14 protein-coding genes are annotated in these 17,175 nt (G+C 75.9%); all 14 read left to right on the forward strand.

What is annotated here, in order from left to right; all coding sequences use genetic code 11:
- Nucleotides 1-20: 20 nt before the first annotated feature.
- Entirely contained in the window at nucleotides 21-626 is a 606-nt protein-coding gene (pyrR, locus tag ACI78V_RS12095; RefSeq protein WP_456851145.1) for a bifunctional pyr operon transcriptional regulator/uracil phosphoribosyltransferase PyrR, read from the forward strand.
- On the forward strand, nucleotides 623-1,546 hold the full coding sequence (locus ACI78V_RS12100; protein ID WP_456851146.1) for an aspartate carbamoyltransferase catalytic subunit: 924 nt from the start codon (nucleotides 623-625) through the stop codon (nucleotides 1,544-1,546). The genes pyrR and ACI78V_RS12100 overlap by 4 nt, the downstream gene beginning before the upstream one ends.
- Nucleotides 1,543-2,832, forward strand: coding sequence for a dihydroorotase (locus ACI78V_RS12105; RefSeq protein WP_456851147.1), 1,290 nt, complete (start codon nucleotides 1,543-1,545; stop codon nucleotides 2,830-2,832). The genes ACI78V_RS12100 and ACI78V_RS12105 overlap by 4 nt, the downstream gene beginning before the upstream one ends.
- Nucleotides 2,829-3,998, forward strand: a complete 1,170-nt coding sequence (carA, locus tag ACI78V_RS12110) for a glutamine-hydrolyzing carbamoyl-phosphate synthase small subunit (RefSeq protein ID WP_456851148.1) — start codon at nucleotides 2,829-2,831, stop codon at nucleotides 3,996-3,998. The genes ACI78V_RS12105 and carA overlap by 4 nt, the downstream gene beginning before the upstream one ends.
- Complete coding sequence (carB, locus tag ACI78V_RS12115; RefSeq protein WP_456851149.1) at nucleotides 3,998-7,327, forward strand: carbamoyl-phosphate synthase large subunit; 3,330 nt, start codon at nucleotides 3,998-4,000, stop codon at nucleotides 7,325-7,327. Before carA ends, carB begins: the two co-directional genes overlap by 1 nt.
- Nucleotides 7,324-8,709 (forward strand): dihydroorotate oxidase, encoded by a 1,386-nt coding sequence (locus ACI78V_RS12120; protein ID WP_456851150.1) that lies wholly within the window; start codon nucleotides 7,324-7,326, stop codon nucleotides 8,707-8,709. Before carB ends, ACI78V_RS12120 begins: the two co-directional genes overlap by 4 nt.
- Nucleotides 8,706-9,584 (forward strand): orotidine-5'-phosphate decarboxylase, encoded by an 879-nt coding sequence (gene pyrF / locus ACI78V_RS12125; protein WP_456851151.1) that lies wholly within the window; start codon nucleotides 8,706-8,708, stop codon nucleotides 9,582-9,584. Before ACI78V_RS12120 ends, pyrF begins: the two co-directional genes overlap by 4 nt.
- Entirely contained in the window at nucleotides 9,581-9,730 is a 150-nt protein-coding gene (locus tag ACI78V_RS12130; RefSeq protein ID WP_456851152.1) for a hypothetical protein, read from the forward strand. Before pyrF ends, ACI78V_RS12130 begins: the two co-directional genes overlap by 4 nt.
- Nucleotides 9,731-10,104: 374 nt before the next feature.
- Complete coding sequence (mihF, locus tag ACI78V_RS12135; RefSeq protein WP_456851153.1) at nucleotides 10,105-10,455, forward strand: integration host factor, actinobacterial type; 351 nt, start codon at nucleotides 10,105-10,107, stop codon at nucleotides 10,453-10,455.
- A gap of 37 nt (nucleotides 10,456-10,492) precedes the next feature.
- Complete coding sequence (gmk, locus tag ACI78V_RS12140) at nucleotides 10,493-11,104, forward strand: guanylate kinase (RefSeq protein ID WP_456851154.1); 612 nt, start codon at nucleotides 10,493-10,495, stop codon at nucleotides 11,102-11,104.
- A 75-nt stretch (nucleotides 11,105-11,179) separates the two neighbouring features.
- Nucleotides 11,180-11,443, forward strand: coding sequence for a DNA-directed RNA polymerase subunit omega (gene rpoZ / locus ACI78V_RS12145; RefSeq protein ID WP_012949163.1), 264 nt, complete (start codon nucleotides 11,180-11,182; stop codon nucleotides 11,441-11,443).
- Nucleotides 11,444-11,593: 150 nt separating this feature from the next.
- On the forward strand, nucleotides 11,594-12,805 hold the full coding sequence (gene coaBC, locus ACI78V_RS12150) for a bifunctional phosphopantothenoylcysteine decarboxylase/phosphopantothenate--cysteine ligase CoaBC (protein ID WP_456851155.1): 1,212 nt from the start codon (nucleotides 11,594-11,596) through the stop codon (nucleotides 12,803-12,805).
- Nucleotides 12,806-12,921: 116 nt separating this feature from the next.
- Nucleotides 12,922-14,118: a methionine adenosyltransferase gene (gene metK / locus ACI78V_RS12155; RefSeq protein WP_456851156.1), complete on the forward strand. Its 1,197-nt coding sequence runs from the start codon at nucleotides 12,922-12,924 to the stop codon at nucleotides 14,116-14,118.
- 67 nt (nucleotides 14,119-14,185) lie between these two features.
- Nucleotides 14,186-16,141 (forward strand): primosomal protein N', encoded by a 1,956-nt coding sequence (locus tag ACI78V_RS12160; RefSeq protein WP_456851157.1) that lies wholly within the window; start codon nucleotides 14,186-14,188, stop codon nucleotides 16,139-16,141.
- The last annotated feature ends 1,034 nt before the right edge of the window (nucleotides 16,142-17,175 follow it).

The raw sequence follows: 17,175 nt of genomic DNA on the forward strand, positions 1-17,175 counted from the left end.
AGGCGGGGAAGGAGGCCATCTTGGCCCGTTCGTCCGAACCTGCCCTGGGCGCGCCCGGGGCCACCACCCTCCTCACCGCCGCGGACGTCACCCGCGTGGTCGACCGGATGGCCCACCAGCTGATCGAGCGGGCGGAGAGCACCCGCGACGGGGACCAGACCGGCGGTCTGGCCGACCTCGTGCTGATCGGCATCCCGACCCGCGGTGCCCCGCTGGCCCGCCGGCTGGCCGCCCGCATCGAGGCGTTCTCCGGCACGCCGGTCGACGTCGGCACCGTCGACATCACGCTCCACCGCGACGACCTGCGCCGCCGCGGCGTCCGCGCCCTGGAGCCGACGACGCTGCCGGCGGGGGGCATCGACGACCGGGTGGTCGTGCTCGTCGACGACGTCCTCTACTCCGGCCGGTCGGTGCGCGCCGCCCTCGACGCGCTGCGCGACCTCGGCCGGCCCCGGGCGGTGCGGCTGGCCGTGCTGGTCGACCGCGGGCACCGGGAGCTGCCGATCCGGGCCGACTACGTGGGCAAGAACGTGCCCACCTCCCGCACCCAGCAGGTGCGCGTCCAGCTCGCCGAGGTGGACGGCGCCGACGGGGTGTTCCTGATCGACGGGCAGGAGGACCGGTGAAGCGACACCTGCTGGAGGCGGCCGACCTCGACCGGGCCGACGCGACGCTCGTGCTCGACACCGCCGCGCAGATCGACCGGGCGCTGGCCGGCCGCGAGGTGAAGAAGCTGCCCACCCTGCGCGGCCGCACGGTGGTCAACCTCTTCTACGAGGACTCCACCCGCACCCGGATCTCCTTCGAGCTGGCGGCCAAGCGCCTGTCCGCCGACGTCATCAACTTCTCCGCCAAGGGCAGCAGCGTCTCCAAGGGCGAGAGCCTCAAGGACACCGCGCTGACGCTCGAGGCGATGGGCAGCGACGCCGTCGTCGTCCGGCACTCGGCGTCGGGCGCGCCGCACCGGCTGGCGCACTGGGTCCGGGGCAGCGTGGTCAACGCCGGCGACGGCACCCACGAGCACCCCACCCAGGCGCTGCTGGACGCCTACACGATCCGGCACCGGCTCGGCCGGGTCGAGGGCGTCCGGGTGGCCATCGTCGGTGACGTCCTGCACAGCCGGGTGGCCCGCTCCAACGTGCGGCTGCTGCACACCCTCGGCGCGGAGGTCACCCTCGTGGCGCCGCCGACGCTGCTGCCGGTCGGCGTGGGCAGCTGGCCGGCCGAGGTGTCCTACGACCTCGACGCCGTCCTGCCGAAGGCGGACGTGGTGATGATGCTGCGGGTCCAGGCGGAGCGGATGCACGCCTCGTTCTTCCCCAGCGCCCGCGAGTACAGCCGCCGCTACGGCCTCGACGGCCGCCGCATGGGGGCCCTGGGCGACGACGCGATCGTCATGCACCCGGGCCCGATGAACCGCGGGATGGAGATCGCCGCCGAGGTGGCCGACTCCCCCCGCTCCACGATCGTCGAGCAGGTCGGCAACGGCGTCTCCGTGCGCATGGCCGTCCTGTACCTGCTGCTCGGAGGGAACGAGCCCGCGTGAGCACGTACCTGATCAAGGGCGCCCGTCCCTACGGCGAGGACGCCGCCGACATCCTGCTCGGGGACGGCCGCATCGCCGCCGTCGGTGGGTCGCTGTCCGCGACCGGCGCCGAGGTGCTCGACGCCGCCGGGCTCGTCGCCCTGCCCGGGCTGGTGGACCTGCACACCCACCTGCGGGAGCCGGGCCGCGAGGACGCCGAGACCGTCGAGACCGGCAGCCGCGCCGCCGCGCTGGGCGGCTACACCGCGGTGCACGCCATGGCCAACACCGACCCGGTCGCCGACACCGCGGGCGTGGTGGAGCAGGTGTGGCGGCTGGGCCGGGCGGCCGCGCTGGTCGACGTCGTCCCGGTGGGGGCGGTGACCGTCGGGCTGGCGGGCGAGCGGCTGGCCGAGCTCGGTGCGATGGCGGACTCCGCCGCCCGCGTGCGGGTCTTCTCCGACGACGGGCACTGCGTGTCCGACCCCGCACTCATGCGCCGCGCGCTCGAGTACGTCAAGGCACTCGACGGCGTCGTCGCCCAGCACGCCGAGGAGCCGCGGCTGACCACCGGCGCCCAGATGCACGAGGGCGACCTCTCCGCGCGGCTGGGCCTGACCGGCTGGCCGGCCGCGGCGGAGGAGGCGATCATCGCCCGCGACGTGCTGCTGGCCGGCCACGTCGGCGCGCGGCTGCACGTGTGCCACGTCTCGACGGCCGGCTCGGTGGAGATCATCCGCTGGGCGAGGACACGTGGGGTGCGGGTCACCGCCGAGGTGACGCCGCACCACCTGCTGCTCACCGACGAGTGCGCCGGCAGCTACGACCCGGTGTTCAAGGTCAACCCGCCGCTGCGCACCGACGCCGACGTCGAGGCGCTGCGGGCGGGGCTGGCCGACGGCACGATCGACGCCGTCGCCACCGACCACGCGCCGCACGCGGTGGAGGACAAGGAGACCGAGTGGGCCAGTGCCCGGCCCGGCATGCTCGGGCTGGAGCAGGCGCTGTCGGTCGTCGTCCAGACCATGGTCGAGACCGGCCGGCTCGACTGGCGCGGCGTCGCCGACCGGATGTCGGCGCGCCCGGCGGCGATCGGCCGGCTGGACGGCCACGGCCGCCCGCTGGCCCCCGGCGAGCCGGCCAACCTGCTGCTGCTGGACCCCGGCGCCCGGTCGGTCGTCGACCCCGCCGCGCTGGCCAGCCGCAGCCGCAACAGCCCCTATGCCGGCCGGGAGCTGCCCGGCCGGGTGGTCGCGACGTTCCTGCGGGGCGTCCCGACCGTGCTCGACGGAAAGGCGCAGAGGTGAGTGAGGCTCTGCTCGTCCTGGAGGACGGGCGCACGTTCCGGGGCGAGGCCTACGGCGCGGTGGGGACGACGCTGGGCGAGGCGGTGTTCGCCACCGGGATGACCGGCTACCAGGAGACGCTGACCGACCCCAGCTACGCCCGCCAGATCGTGGTCATGACCGCCCCCCACATCGGGAACACCGGGGTCAACGACGAGGACGACGAGAGCCGCCGCATGTGGGTGGCCGGGTTCGTCGTCCGCGACCCCGCCCGCCGGCCGGCCAACTGGCGGGCCACCGGCAGCCTGGACGACGAGCTGGTCGCGCAGGGCGTCGTCGGGATCAGCGACATCGACACCCGGGCGCTGACCCGCCACCTGCGCGAGCGCGGCGCGATGCGCGCCGGCATCAGCAGTGAGGGCCTGTCCGCCGACGAGCTGCTCCTGCGGGTGCGCTCCTCGGAGAGCATGACCGGCGCGGACCTCGCGCCCTCGGTCACCGCCAACGACCCCTACGTCGTGCCGGCGGTGGGGGAGAAGCGGTTCACCATCGCCGCCCTCGACCTGGGCATCAAGACCGCCACCCCGCGCCACCTGGCCGCGCTCGGCGTCGAGACCCACGTCCTCCCGGCCACGGCCACGGCCGAGGACCTGCTGGCCGCCGGACCCGACGGCGTCTTCCTGTCCAACGGCCCGGGCGACCCCGCCGCGGCCGACTACGCGGTGACGGCGGTGCGGGGCGTGCTCGACGCCGGCCGGCCGCTGTTCGGCATCTGCTTCGGCAACCAGATCCTGGGCCGGGCCCTGGGGCTGGGCACCTACAAGCTGCGCTTCGGCCACCGCGGCATCAACCAGCCGGTGCTCGACCGGGTCAGCGGCACGGTGCGGGTGACCAGCCACAACCACGGCTTCGCCGTCGACGCCCCGCTCGACCGGCCGACCGACACCCCCTACGGGCGGGTGGAGGTCAGCCACGTGGGCCTCAACGACGACGTCGTCGAGGGCCTGCGGCTGCTCGACGCGCCGGCGTTCAGCGTCCAGTTCCACCCGGAGGCGGCCGCCGGGCCGCACGACGCCGCGCCGCTGTTCCAGCGGTTCGTCGACCTGATGGAGACCGCCCGCGAGACCGGGGACGCCGTCAGTCCGCCCCCGGTCGTCACGGCCACGACCGGGGAGGGGAACGCCTGATGCCCAGGCGGACCGATCTGCAGCACGTCATGGTGATCGGCTCGGGGCCGATCATCATCGGCCAGGCGTCGGAGTTCGACTACTCCGGCACCCAGGCCTGCCGGGTGCTCAAGGCCGAGGGGCTGCGGGTCAGCCTGGTCAACAGCAACCCGGCGACGATCATGACCGACCCCGAGGTCGCCGACGCCACCTACGTCGAGCCGCTGACCCCGGAGTTCGTCGAGAAGGTGATCGCCAAGGAGCGTCCCGACGCGCTGCTGGCCACCCTCGGCGGGCAGACCGCGCTGAACATCGCGATCGGGCTGTACGAGAACGGCGTCCTGGAGAAGTACGGGGTCCAGCTCATCGGCGCCGACGTCGACGCGATCAACCGCGGCGAGGACCGGCAGATGTTCAAGGACATCGTCCGGTCGATCGGCGCCGACGCCCCGCGCTCCACGGTCTGCGCGTCGGTGGAGGAGGCGATCGCCACCGCCGAGGAGGTCGGCTACCCGGTCGTCATCCGGCCGAGCTTCACCATGGGCGGCCTCGGCTCGGGCATCGCCACCGACGAGCCGATGCTGCGCCGCATGGCGGGCCACGGCCTGGCCGACTCCCCGGTGCACACCGTCCTCATCGAGGAGTCGGTGCTCGGCTGGAAGGAGTACGAGCTCGAGCTGATGCGCGACCGCAGCGACAACGTGGTCGTCATCTGCTCGATCGAGAACATCGACGCGATGGGCGTGCACACCGGCGACTCGGTGACCGTCGCGCCGGCGATGACCCTCACCGACCGCGAGTACCAGCGCATGCGCGACGTCGGCATCGCGGTGCTGCGTGCGGTCGGCGTGGACACCGGCGGCTGCAACATCCAGTTCGCCGTCCACCCCGAGACCGGGCGGCTGGTCGTCATCGAGATGAACCCCCGGGTGTCCCGGTCGTCGGCCCTGGCGTCCAAGGCCACCGGCTTCCCGATCGCCAAGATCGCCGCGAAGCTGGCCATCGGCTACACCCTCGACGAGATCACCAACGACATCACCGGCGTCACCCCGGCGTCCTTCGAGCCGGCCCTGGACTACGTCGTGGTGAAGATCCCCCGGTTCGCCTTCGAGAAGTTCCCCGGGGCCGACCCGCGGCTGACCACGACGATGAAGAGCGTCGGCGAGGTCATGGCGCTGGGCCGCAACTTCCCGGAGGCGCTCGGCAAGGCGATGCGCTCCACCGAGACGTCGGTGGCCGGGTTCTGGACCGCGGTCGGGGCGGGGGGTGCCGGCGGCCGCGCAGCCGACGGCTCGACCGCCGAGGAGCTGCTCGAGGCCCTGCGCACCCCGGTCGACGGCCGCCTCTACCTCGCCGAGCGCGCCCTGGCCGCGGGCGCCACCGTCGAGCAGGTCGCCGGGGCCAGCGGGTTCGACCCCTGGTTCGTCGACCAGATCGCGCTGGTGCACGAGGTCGGCACCGAGGTGCGCGAGGCGCCCTCGCTCACCCCGGACCTGCTGCGCCGGGCCAAGCGGTACGGGCTGTCCGACCGGCAGGTCGCGGCCCTGCGGCCGGAGCTGGCCGGGGAGGACGGCGTCCGGCTGCTGCGGTGGCGGCTGGGCATCCGGCCGGTCTACAAGACCGTGGACACCTGCGCCGCGGAGTTCGCCGCGCGCACCCCGTACCACTACTCCTCCTACGACGAGGAGACCGAGGTCGAGCCGCGGGAGAAGCCGGCGGTGCTGATCCTGGGCTCGGGGCCCAACCGGATCGGCCAGGGCATCGAGTTCGACTACTCCTGCGTGCACGCGGTGATGGCGCTGCAGGACGCCGGCTACGAGGCGGTGATGGTCAACTGCAACCCCGAGACCGTCTCCACCGACTACGACACCGCCGACCGGCTGTACTTCGAGCCGCTGACCTTCGAGGACGTCCTCGAGGTCGTCGAGGCCGAGCGCGCGGCCGGGCCGGTGGCCGGGGTCGTCTGCACCCTCGGCGGGCAGACACCGCTCGGCCTGGCCCAGCGGCTCAAGGACGCCGGCGTCCCGGTGCTGGGCACCTCGCCGGAGTCGATCGACGCCGCCGAGGACCGCGGCGCCTTCTCCCGGGTGCTGCACGACACCGGACTGCTCGCGCCCAAGCACGGCACGGCCACCACCTTCGCCGAGGCGCGGGAGATCGCCGCCGGCATCGGCTACCCGGTGCTGGTCCGGCCGTCCTACGTGCTGGGCGGCCGCGGGATGGAGATCGTCTACGACGACGCCACCCTCGAGGCGTACATCGCCAAGGCCACCGACGTCAGCCCCGAGCACCCGGTGCTGGTCGACCGGTTCCTCGAGGACGCCGTGGAGGTCGACGTCGACGCGCTCTACGACGGGACCGAGCTCTACCTCGGCGGCGTCATGGAGCACATCGAGGAGGCCGGCATCCACTCCGGCGACTCCGCGTGCGCGCTCCCGCCGATCACGCTCGGCACGGCCGACCTCGTGCGGATCCGCGCCGCGACGGAGAAGCTGGCCGCGCGCATCGGGGTCCGCGGGCTGGTGAACGTCCAGTACGCGGTCAAGGACGACATCCTCTACGTCCTGGAGGCCAACCCGCGGGCCAGCCGCACGGTGCCGTTCGTCTCCAAGGCCACCGCCGTCCAGCTGGCCAAGGCCGCCGCCCGCATCGCGGTCGGCGAGACCATCGCCGGCCTGCGCGCCGCCGGCGTGCTGCCCGCCGGCGGCGACGGTGCGGACCTGCCCGACGACGTGCCGATCGCGGTCAAGGAGGCGGTGCTGCCGTTCCACCGCTTCCGCACCGTCGAGGGGCAGAACGTCGACACCGTGCTCGGCCCGGAGATGAAGTCCACCGGCGAGGTCATGGGCCTCGACACCGGCTTCGGGACGGCGTTCGCCAAGTCGCAGGCCGCCGCCTACGGCCCGCTGCCGGTCGCGGGCACGGTGTTCGTGTCGCTGGCCAACCGGGACAAGCGCTCGGCGATCTTCCCGGTCAAGCGGCTGGCCGACCTCGGGTACCGGGTGCTGGCCACCGCCGGCACCGCCCAGGTGCTGCGCCGCAACGGTGTGGCCTGCGAGGAGGTCGGCAAGTTCAGCGAGGGCCCGGGCAACGTCGTGGAGCGGATCCTCGCCGGTGACGTCGACATCGTCGTCAACACCCCGTTCGGTGCCCCGGGCAACAGCGGACCGCGGCTGGACGGCTACGAGATCCGCACGGCCGCCGTCGCCGCCGGCATCCCGTCGATCACCACGGTGCAGGGGCTGGCGGCCGCGGTGCAGGGCATCGAGGCGCTGCGCCACGGGGACGTCGGCGTCCGCAGCCTGCAGGAGGTCCACGCCGCGCTGACCGCCGCGGCGCCGCGGCGGTGACCGCGGTCGTCGCGGCGGGGGCCGTCCGCCGGGTGCGGGAGGACCTCGTCGGGCGTGGACTGGTCGAGGGGCTGCCCAACGCGTTCCTGGCCGGCGTCACCCGCTTCGCGCGGCCGCCGCAGCCGGAGCTCGAGGCGCTGGAGGAGGCGGCCCGCGCGCTGGCGGCCCGCCTCGCGTCCGGGTCGGCCGGGGACGACGACCTGCCGCTGCTGACCAGGGTGCTGTTCTTCGCCGGACGGGCGGAGGTCCTGGCCGCGCACGGGCTCCGGACACCGGCCTACGACGTGCTGGGCTCCTACCGGGACAACCTCGCCCGCCCGCTGGGCCCGCGGCTGCCCCGGCGGCCGACGGCCGGGCGACGGCGCTGGCGCGTGCTCGGGCGTTCCGTGGGCTTCCCGATCGGCGTGCCGGCCTGCGTGCTGAACGGCGGCGAGGAGTGGGTTCGCCACTTCGCGGCCAACGGCTACAGCGTGCTGACCTACAAGACCGTCCGCAGCCGCGCCCACGAGCCCAACGCCCAGCCGAACTGGGTCTTCGCGCCGCGGGAGACGGCGAGCCTCCGCCCGGGCGCCGTCGCCGAGGTGACCGCGGACCCGTGGGGCTGGGTCGACCCGGGATCGCCGGCGGTGAGCACGGTCAACTCCTTCGGCGTCCCGTCGCTGGCCCCGGACGAGTGGATGCCCGACCTCGAGCGGTCGCTGGCGGCGCTCGCCGACGACCAGCTGCTGCTGGTGAGCGTCATGGGCGAGGACGTCGACGGCGCGGGCCTGGCCGCCCTGGCCGGCGACTTCGCCCTGGTCGCGCGGATGGCCGAGGAGGCCGGCGCGCCCGTCGTCGAGCTCAACCTGTCCTGCCCCAACACGCTGGACCGCTCCGCGGCCGGCGTGAAGCCGCCGCTGTGCCTGGACGCCGACGCCACGGTGGCCGTGGTCGAGGCGGTGCGGCGGGCGCTGGACGACCGCACCGGTCTGGTCGCCAAGCTCTCCTGGCTGGACGAGGCACGACTGGCCGCGCTGGTGCCCCGGCTCGCGCCGCTGGTCGACGGCGTCGCGGGCATCAACACCCTGCAGAGCCGGGTGCGCCGCAGCGACGGGCAGGCCACCTTCCCCGGCCGCGAGCTGGCGGGGCTGTCCGGCGTCGCGGTCCGCGACTCGGCGCTGGACCTCACCCGGCGGCTGGTCGCCCTCCGGGAGGCGGGTGGGCACCGGTTCGACGTCCTGGCCATGGGCGGGGTGACCGACCCCGCCTCGTTCCAGGCGCTGTTCGCCGCCGGCGCCGACGCGGTGCAGTCGGCGGCGGGCGCCTTCGCCGACCCGTACCTGGCGCGCGACTGCATCACGGCGCTGGGGGAGACGCTGCCGCGCGCGGTGGAGTCCCGGTGAGCGCGCCGTTCGGTCAGCGGCTCGCCCTCGCCGTCGCCGCCCGGGGACCCCTGTGCGTCGGCATCGACCCGCACGTGCCGCTGCTGGAGCGGTGGGGGCTCCCCGACAGCCCCGACGGCCTGGCCCGGTTCACCGACGCCGTCGTCGACGCCCTGGCCGGCACGGTCGCCGTCCTCAAGCCCCAGCTGGCGTTCTACGAGCGGCACGGCTCGCGGGGCCTGGCCGTGCTGGAGGACGCCGTGGCGCGGGCGCGGGCCGCCGGCGCGCTGGTGCTGCTCGACGCCAAGCGCGGCGACATCGGCTCCACGATGGACGCCTACGCCGACGTCCTGCGTCCGGAGCACCCGCTGGCCGCCGACGCGCTCACCGTCAGCCCCTACCTCGGGCCGGGCGCGCTGCAACCGGCGGTCGACACCGCCCGCCGGTACGGCGGCGGGCTGTTCGTGCTGGCCCGCACCTCCAACCCCGACGCGGGCACGCTGCAGCACGCGCGGGTGGGGGAGCGGACGGTCGCCCAGGTCGTCGTCGACACCGTGCGCGGCTGGAACACGCCGGGCTGGGTCGTCGGCGACCCGCTGCCCGACGTCGCCGCCGTCCGGGACGGAGCAGGCCGGTGGGGTCCCACCACCGGCTCGTTCGGCGTCGTCGTGGGTGCCACCCTGCCGCGGCTGGACGTCGACCTCGACGGGCTCGGCGGGCCGGTGCTGGCTCCGGGGCTCGGCGCCCAGGGCGGCTCGGTCGCCGACCTGCGCCGGCTGTTCGGCGCCGGCACCGCGGTCGTCCCCACCGTGTCCCGGGACGTCCTCGCCGCCGGGCCCGAGCCCGCCGCCCTCCGCGCCGCCGCCGGGCGCTGGGCCGCCGAACTGGCCGGGTGAGGCGGGCTGCAGCCTGGCCGGCCGCCGGGGCGATGACGGTGGTCGTGGTCGCCGGGGTGGTCGTCCCCGGGTGGGCCGACACGTCGGGCCGGGTCGCCCACGGCGGGAGCCACGCGCCGCTCGTGCCGGACGACTCGGCGCGCTGACGGGCGGGCCGACGGCCTCGCGGCGCGCCGAGGGGTGAGCCGACGGCATCGCAGCGCGTGTACCAGCGGTTTCCGGCACGTGTCGGCGTGTCGTCGTCGGTGTGTCGGGACGGATCCGTCCGCGTCGACCGACGCCTCCCGCGGTGGAGGAAGCCGCACCGACCTGCAGGGATGACGGTGAGTGACGGCCAGTTGATACACCGCGTGAGCGAGAAATCACCGACCGCTGGAATCCCGGGGTTCATCCGGGCGTGACCTGCGCATATACCGGGAACTAGGTTGGCCGACAGGCTCAGCAGCGAGCTCTGCCCCCGACACAGCCCGAGCCCCGCCGGTCGAGACGACTGCCGGCGACGACACGATTGGGTCGCACCATGCCCCTTCCTGACCTGACCCCCGAACAGCGCGCCGCCGCACTCGAGAAGGCCGCCGCGGCCCGCAAGACCCGTGCCGAGCTCCGTGAGCGCCTCAAGAGCAAGGGCGCCACCGTCGGCGACGTCCTCCGCCAGGGCGAGACCGACGAGGTGATCGGGAAGATGCGCGTCTCCGCGGTCCTGGAGTCCCTGCCCGGAGTCGGCAAGGCCCGGGCTGCCAAGATCATGGAGCGGCTCGAGATCTCCCCGACCCGCCGGGTGCGCGGCCTGGGTGCCAACCAGCGCAGGGCCCTGGAGAGCGAGTTCGGCGGCGAGCAGGTCGCCGTCGACCAGGTCTCCGGCGAGGGCTGACCCGCACGACCAGGCACCCGGAGGTCGAGGACGACGCGTGTCGAGTGCACCACCCCAGCGCCCCCCGGCGCGGCTGACCGTGCTCTCCGGCCCCTCCGGGGTCGGCAAGGGCACGGTCGTCGCCGAGGTCAGGCGCCGGTACCCCGAGGTGTGGGTGTCGGTCTCGGCCACCACGCGCAAGCCGCGCCCCGGGGAGGTCGACGGGGTGCACTACCACTTCGTCGACGACGCCGCGTTCGACCGGCTCATCGCCGAGGACGGGCTCCTCGAGTGGGCCGAGTACGCCGGTAACCGCTACGGCACGCCGGTCGCCCCGGTGCGGGATCGACTCGCCACCGGGGCGCCGGCGCTCCTGGAGATCGAGCTGCAGGGCGCCCGGCAGGTCCGGGCCCGGGACGCCGACGCCCAGCTGGTCTTCCTGGCCCCGCCGTCGTGGGCCGAGCTGGTCAGCCGGCTGGCCGGCCGCGGGTCCGAGCCGCCCGCGGTCCAGGAACGGCGGCTGGCCATCGCGCAGGCCGAGCTGGACTCGTCCGGGGAGTTCGACGTGGTCGTGGTCAACGACGACGTGGCCAGGGCCGCGGACGAGTTGGTAGGCTTGCTGACTGCGCCGTTGCCCGGACGTGTCCGGAGCAGCGACGCCCACGAGTAGCGGCCGCCTGCTCCGCGCACCCGGAGCCCAGCAGTCCGCCTCTCCCACCGAACGATCTGAGGAGCACGCCCGCCCGTGTCCGGAGTCGCACCCGCCCCCGAGGGCATCACCAACCCGCCGATCGACGAGCTGCTCGAGCGCACCAGCAGCAAGTACGGCCTGGTGATCTTCGCCGCCAAGCGCGCGCGGCAGATCAACGCCTACTACAGCCAGCTCTCCGAGGGTCTGCTCGAGTACGTCGGCCCGCTGGTCGACACCGCGCCCCAGGAGAAGCCGCTCTCGATCGCCCTGCGCGAGATCAACGAGGGCCTGCTGACCCACACCGCCGGCGAGAACTGAGAGAGGACCCCTCTGCCCCCGCGCCTCGCGCGCTCGGCGCGGGCCCCTGCAGAGGGGCCGACGGCTGGTCACGCCGTCGAGGACACGCTCGTGGGACGACGCCCCCGGCACCCGCCGGGGGCGTCGTCGCGTCTGGGGGAGGATGACCGCATGAGCCGGATCGTGCTGGGCGTCAGCGGGGGTGTGGCCGCCTACAAGGCCGCGCTGCTGCTGCGCGCGTTCACCGAGGCGGGGCACGACGTCCGCGTCGTCCCGACCCCCGCGGCCCTGCGCTTCGTGGGTGCCGCCACCTTCGAGGCCCTGTCGGGGCACCCGGTCACCACCGACGTCTGGTCCGACGTCGACGAGGTGGCCCACGTGCGCATCGGGCAGACCGCCGACCTCGTCGTCGTCGCTCCGGCCACCGCCGACCTGCTCGCCCGCGCCGCCGGCGGTCGCGCCGACGACCTGCTCGCCGCCACCCTGCTCACCGCGCACTGCCCGGTCGTCTTCGTCCCGGCCATGCACACCGAGATGTGGCTGCACCCGGCGACCCAGGACAACGTGGCGACCCTGCGCCGCCGCGGTGCGATCGTGCTGCCCCCGGCCGTGGGCCGGCTGACCGGCCCCGACTCCGGCCCCGGCCGGCTGCCCGAGCCGGTCGACGTCGCCGCGCTCGCCTCGGTCGTGCTCACCGACGGCGCCGCCGCGCTCGCCCCCGACCTGGCCGGGCGACGCGTGGTCATCAGTGCCGGGGGCACCCGCGAGCCGCTGGACCCGGTCCGCTACCTCGGCAACCGCTCGTCGGGCCGTCAGGGCTGGGCGCTGGCCCGGGTGGCCGCCGCCCGCGGCGCCGAGGTCGTCCTGGTCGCGGCCAACGTCGACCTGCCCGCGCCGTTCGGCGTCCGCGTCGTCCCGGTGGGGACGGCGGAGGAGCTCCGCGCCGCGGTGCTGGCGGAGTCGGCGGACGCCGACGTCGTCGTCATGTCCGCGGCGGTTGCCGACTTCCGGCCCGCGGAGGTCGCCGACACCAAGCTGAAGAAGGACAGCGCCGCCGAGCCCACCGCGGTGCCCCTGGTGCGCAACCCCGACGTGCTGGCCGAGCTGGTCACCAAGCGCCCACCCGGTCAGCTGGTCGTCGGGTTCGCCGCCGAGACGGGGGACGACGCCGGCGACGTCCTCACCCACGCCCGCGCCAAGCTCGCCCGCAAGGGCTGCGACCTGCTCGTCGTCAACGACGTGTCGGGCGGGCGGGTGTTCGGCCGGCCCGACAACGCCGCCGTCGTGCTCGGCGCCGACGGCACCGCCACCGAGCTGCCCGAGGGCAGCAAGGACGCCGTCGCCGCCGGCATCTGGACCGCCGTCACCGCCCGGTTCCCCTGAACCGGACCCGTGGGGTCGCCCGGCTGTCGTCGTCCGCCGGTAACGTGCACCCGGACGCACCTGCCACCCGGCGGCACCGTCACACGCAGAACCGTTCCCGACCCTAGGAGCCCCGAGTGCCACGCCGTCTCTTCACGTCCGAGTCGGTGACCGAGGGCCACCCGGACAAGATCGCCGACCAGATCAGCGACGCCATCCTCGACGCCATGCTCGCGCAGGACCCGCGCAGCCGGGTCGCCGTCGAGACGCTGATCACGACCGGCCAGGTGCACATCGCCGGCGAGGTCACGACCGCGGGCTACGTCGAGATCGCCGAGATCGTGCGGCGCACCATCCTCGGGATCGGCTACGACTCCTCCCGGAAGGGGTTCGACGGCGCCTCCTGCGGCGTCAGCGTGTCCATCGGCTCGCAGTCCCCGGACATCGCCCAGGGCGTCGACACCGGCTACGAGGCGCGCACCGCCGGCACCGCGGAGGACGCGATCGAGCGCCAGGGCGCCGGTGACCAGGGCCTGATGTTCGGCTACGCGACCGACGAGACCCCCGAGCTGATGCCGCTGCCGATCGCGCTGGCGCACCGGCTGGCCCGGCGGCTGTCGGCGGTCCGCAAGGACGGCTCGGTGCCCTACCTGCGGCCCGACGGCAAGACCCAGGTCACCGTCGTCTACGAGGACGACCGCCCGGTCGGCGTCGACACCGTGGTCGTCTCCTCCCAGCACGCGGAGGACATCTCCATCGAGCAGCTGCTCACCCCCGACATCCAGGAGCTGGTGGTCGAGCCGGAGCTCGCCGCCCTCGGCCTGCCGACCACCGGTTACCGGCTGCTGGTCAACCCCACCGGCAAGTTCGTCATCGGCGGGCCGATGGGCGACGCCGGGCTGACCGGCCGCAAGATCATCGTCGACACCTACGGCGGCATGGCCCGGCACGGTGGTGGCGCCTTCTCCGGCAAGGACCCGTCGAAGGTCGACCGCTCGGGCGCCTACGCGATGCGGTGGGTGGCCAAGAACGTGGTCGCCGCCGGGCTGGCCCGCCGGTGCGAGGCCCAGGTCGCCTACGCGATCGGCGCCGCCCACCCCGTGGGCCTGTTCGTCGAGACCTTCGGCACCGGCACGGTGGCCGACGACGTCCTCGAGAAGGCGATCGGCTCGGTGTTCGACCTCCGCCCGGGCGCGATCGTCCGCGACCTGGACCTGCTGCGGCCCATCTACGGGCCGACCGCGGCCTACGGCCACTTCGGCCGCACCGACGTGGACCTGCCCTGGGAGCGGCTGGACCGCGTCGAGGCGCTGCGCTCGGCCGCCGGGGTCTGAGAGGACCGCACTGCCCCCCACCGCCGGCACCCTCGCGGCGGGCCCCGGCAGCGGGGCCACCCCGCGGGTGGCCCGGGTCGTCGTCGACGTGCCCCTGGCCCACCTCGACCGGCCCTTCGACTACGCCGTCCCCGACACGATGGCCGCCGAGGTGCGGCCCGGCTGCCGGGTGCGGGTGCGCTTCGCCGGCCAGCTCGTCGACGGGTTCGTCGTCGAGATGGGGGAGACCAGCGACCACGTCGGCACGCTGGCGCCGCTGGCCAAGCTCGTCTCCCCGGAGCCGGTGCTCACCCCCGACGTGCTGAGCCTGGCGCGGTCGGTGGCCGAGCGCTGGGGTGGCACCGTCACCGACGTGCTGCGGCTGGCGATCCCGCCGCGCCGGGCCGCGGCCGAGAAGCGCCCGCCGGCCGAGCCGCCACCGGCTCCGCCGGCGCCGGACCCGGCGGGCTTCGCCCGGTACCCGACCGGCCCCGCGCTGCTGGCCGCGGTCGCGGAGGGCCGGCCGGCGCGGGCGGTCTGGACGGCGCTGCCCGGCGAGGACTGGCCGGCCCGACTCACCGAGCTGTGCCAGGCCGCCCTCTCCGGCGGCCGCGGGGCGCTGGTCGTGGTGCCCGACGGCCGGGACCTCGACCGGCTCGCCGCCGCCGCGGAGGAGCGGCTGCCCTCGGGCTCCTTCGTCGTCCTGCGCGCCGACGCCGCACCCGACGCCCGTTACCGCCGCTTCCTCGAGGCGGCCAGGGGCAGCGCGACCGTCGTGCTCGGCACCCGTGCGGCCGCCCTGGCACCGGTGGCCGGTCTCGGCCTGGTGGCGGTCTGGGACGACGGCGACGACCTGCACGCCGAGCCGCGCGCCCCCTACGCCCACGCCCGCGACGTGCTCGTCCACCGGGCGCACCTCGCGTCGTGTGCCGCCGTGGTCGCCGCCACCGCGCGGACCGCGGAGGCGCAACTGCTGGTGGAGAGCGGGTGGGCCCACGAACTCGTCGCCGACCGGCCCGGCCTGCGGGCGGCCGCGCCCCGCGTGCAGGCCCTCGGTGCCGACGCCGAGCTGGCCCGCGACCCCGCCGCCCGCACCGCCCGGCTGCCCAGCCTGGCCCACCGGGTGGCCCGGCAGGCCCTGGCCGAGGGAACTCCGGTGCTGGTCCAGGTGCCGCGCGCCGGGTACGCGCCGGGGCTGGCGTGCGACCGCTGCCGGGCCCCCGCCCGGTGCGCGGCCTGTTCCGGGCCGCTGGGGATCTCCCCGACACCGGGGCCGGGCGGATCGCGGGTACCGGCCTGCCGCTGGTGCGCCCGCCCGGCGGCCACCTTCGACTGCCCGCACTGCCACGGCACGAAGCTGCGGGCCTCCGTCGTCGGCGCCGCCCGCACCGCCGAGGAGCTCGGCCGGGCCTTCCCCGGCGCCGCCGTGCGGGTGTCCGGCCGCGGCTCGGGGGTGCTGGCGTCGGTGCCGGGCGGGCCGGCTCTGGTGGTGGCCACCCCCGGCGCCGAGCCGGTCGCCGACGGCGGGTACGGGGCGGCCCTGTTGCTGGACTCGTGGGCGCTGCTGGGCCGCGCCGACCTGCGGGCGGGGGAGGAGACGCTCCGGCGCTGGATGAACGCCGCCGCCCTCGTGCGACCCGCCTCGGCCGGGGGGCAGGTCGTCGTCGCCGCGGACGCCGCCCACGCCGTCGTCCAGGCGCTGGTGCGCTGGGACCCCGCCTGGCTGGCCGCCCGCGAGCTCGCCGACCGGCGGGAGCTGGGCTTCCCGCCCGCGACCCGGATGGCGTCGGTGGCGGGCACCCCGGCAGCGCTGGCGGAGTTCCTGGCGACCGCCCGCTTGCCGGCCGATGCGGACCTGCTCGGCCCGGTCCCCGAGCCCTCCCGTCCCGGTCAGGAAGGCGAGCGGGAGCGCTACCTCCTCCGCGTGCCCCGCGCGGAGGGCCTGGCGCTGGCGCACGCCCTCGCGGAGGTGCAGGGGGTCCGCAGCGCGAAGAAGGCGGCCGAGCACGTGCGCGTGCAACTGGACCCGCTCGACCTGGTCTGAGTCGGCGGGGCCGGTCTCGGTCTCACCAGTCGCCGCCGTCGCGGGACCACGTCGCCGGGTCGCAGTCAACGTCGGCGGCGTGGGAACGGCGGTCGTGTCGGAGATCGCAGTCGCGGCCCTGGTCACCGACCGGGTCGGGAGCCCGCTGCCGGTACCCCACCGACCCGTCGTCGCGTCCGTCGTCCTCCCCGTCGCCGCCGTGGCGGTGGTGGCCGTCGGACCCGGCGTGTCCGTCCTCCGGGTGTCGCCCGTCGGGCTCCGGGTCCTCCGGAGCCGGGTACCCGTGCGGGTCCTCGGGCGGGTCGGTCTCGCCGGCATCCGGCGGCGCGCTCGGGGACGGCGCGGCCGGAGGCGGGTAGGCGCCGGTCGGCGGCGGGGCCGCGACCGGTGGTCCGGCGGCCGGTGGCTCGGCTGCCGGTGGGTGGGCCGCCGGTGGCTCGGCGGACGGCGGAGCGGCGGGCGCGGCCGGTGCGGGAGCGGCGGCCGAGGCCGGTACGGGGGCGGCGGGAGCACTCGGGGCGGGGGCCGGGGCGAGGGAGGGGAGCGCCGGGACGACGGCGGCCGGGGCGGGTGCGGGGTCGGTTGCCGGGCCGGACGGGTCGGGCGGGTCCGCCGACGGGGCGGTGGGGCCCTGCCGCGCCATGGGCTCGAGCCGTCCGGCCCCCTCCGCGCCCGTGTCGGCGGGGGCGGTGGGGGGCGGTGGTGGGGCCACGCGGGGCGGGTCGGCATCCGGGACCGGCGAGGGCGGCGCGGGGGCCGGCAGCAGCGGCCCGACGTCCGGCCCCCGTGCCATCGGTGCGCCCCGGTCGGTGGGCACCGCCGGCGTGCCGAGCAGCGACAGCGCTGCCCAGCTGCCCACCAGGGCCACCAGCACGAGCGCCGCCGCCACGAGGGCGGCGCCGGCGGTGCCCCGCGCGACGCCGGGCCAGCGGGGGGGGGGGGGGGGGGGGGGGGGGGGGGGGGGGGGGGGGGGGGGGGGGGGGGGGGGGGGGGGGGGGGGGGGGGGGGGGGGGGGGGGGGGGGGGGGGGGGGGG

Source organism: Geodermatophilus sp. SYSU D00742 (assembly GCF_054049935.1).

Excerpts from the sequence above, each read along its gene's own strand:
- mihF (WP_456851153.1), top strand. The coding sequence starts at position 10,105 with ATGCCCCTTCCTGACCTGACCCCCGAACAGCGCGCCGCCGCACTCGAG.
- carB (WP_456851149.1), top strand. The coding sequence starts at position 3,998 with ATGCCCAGGCGGACCGATCTGCAGCACGTCATGGTGATCGGCTCGGGG.
- coaBC (WP_456851155.1), top strand. The coding sequence starts at position 11,594 with ATGAGCCGGATCGTGCTGGGCGTCAGCGGGGGTGTGGCCGCCTACAAG.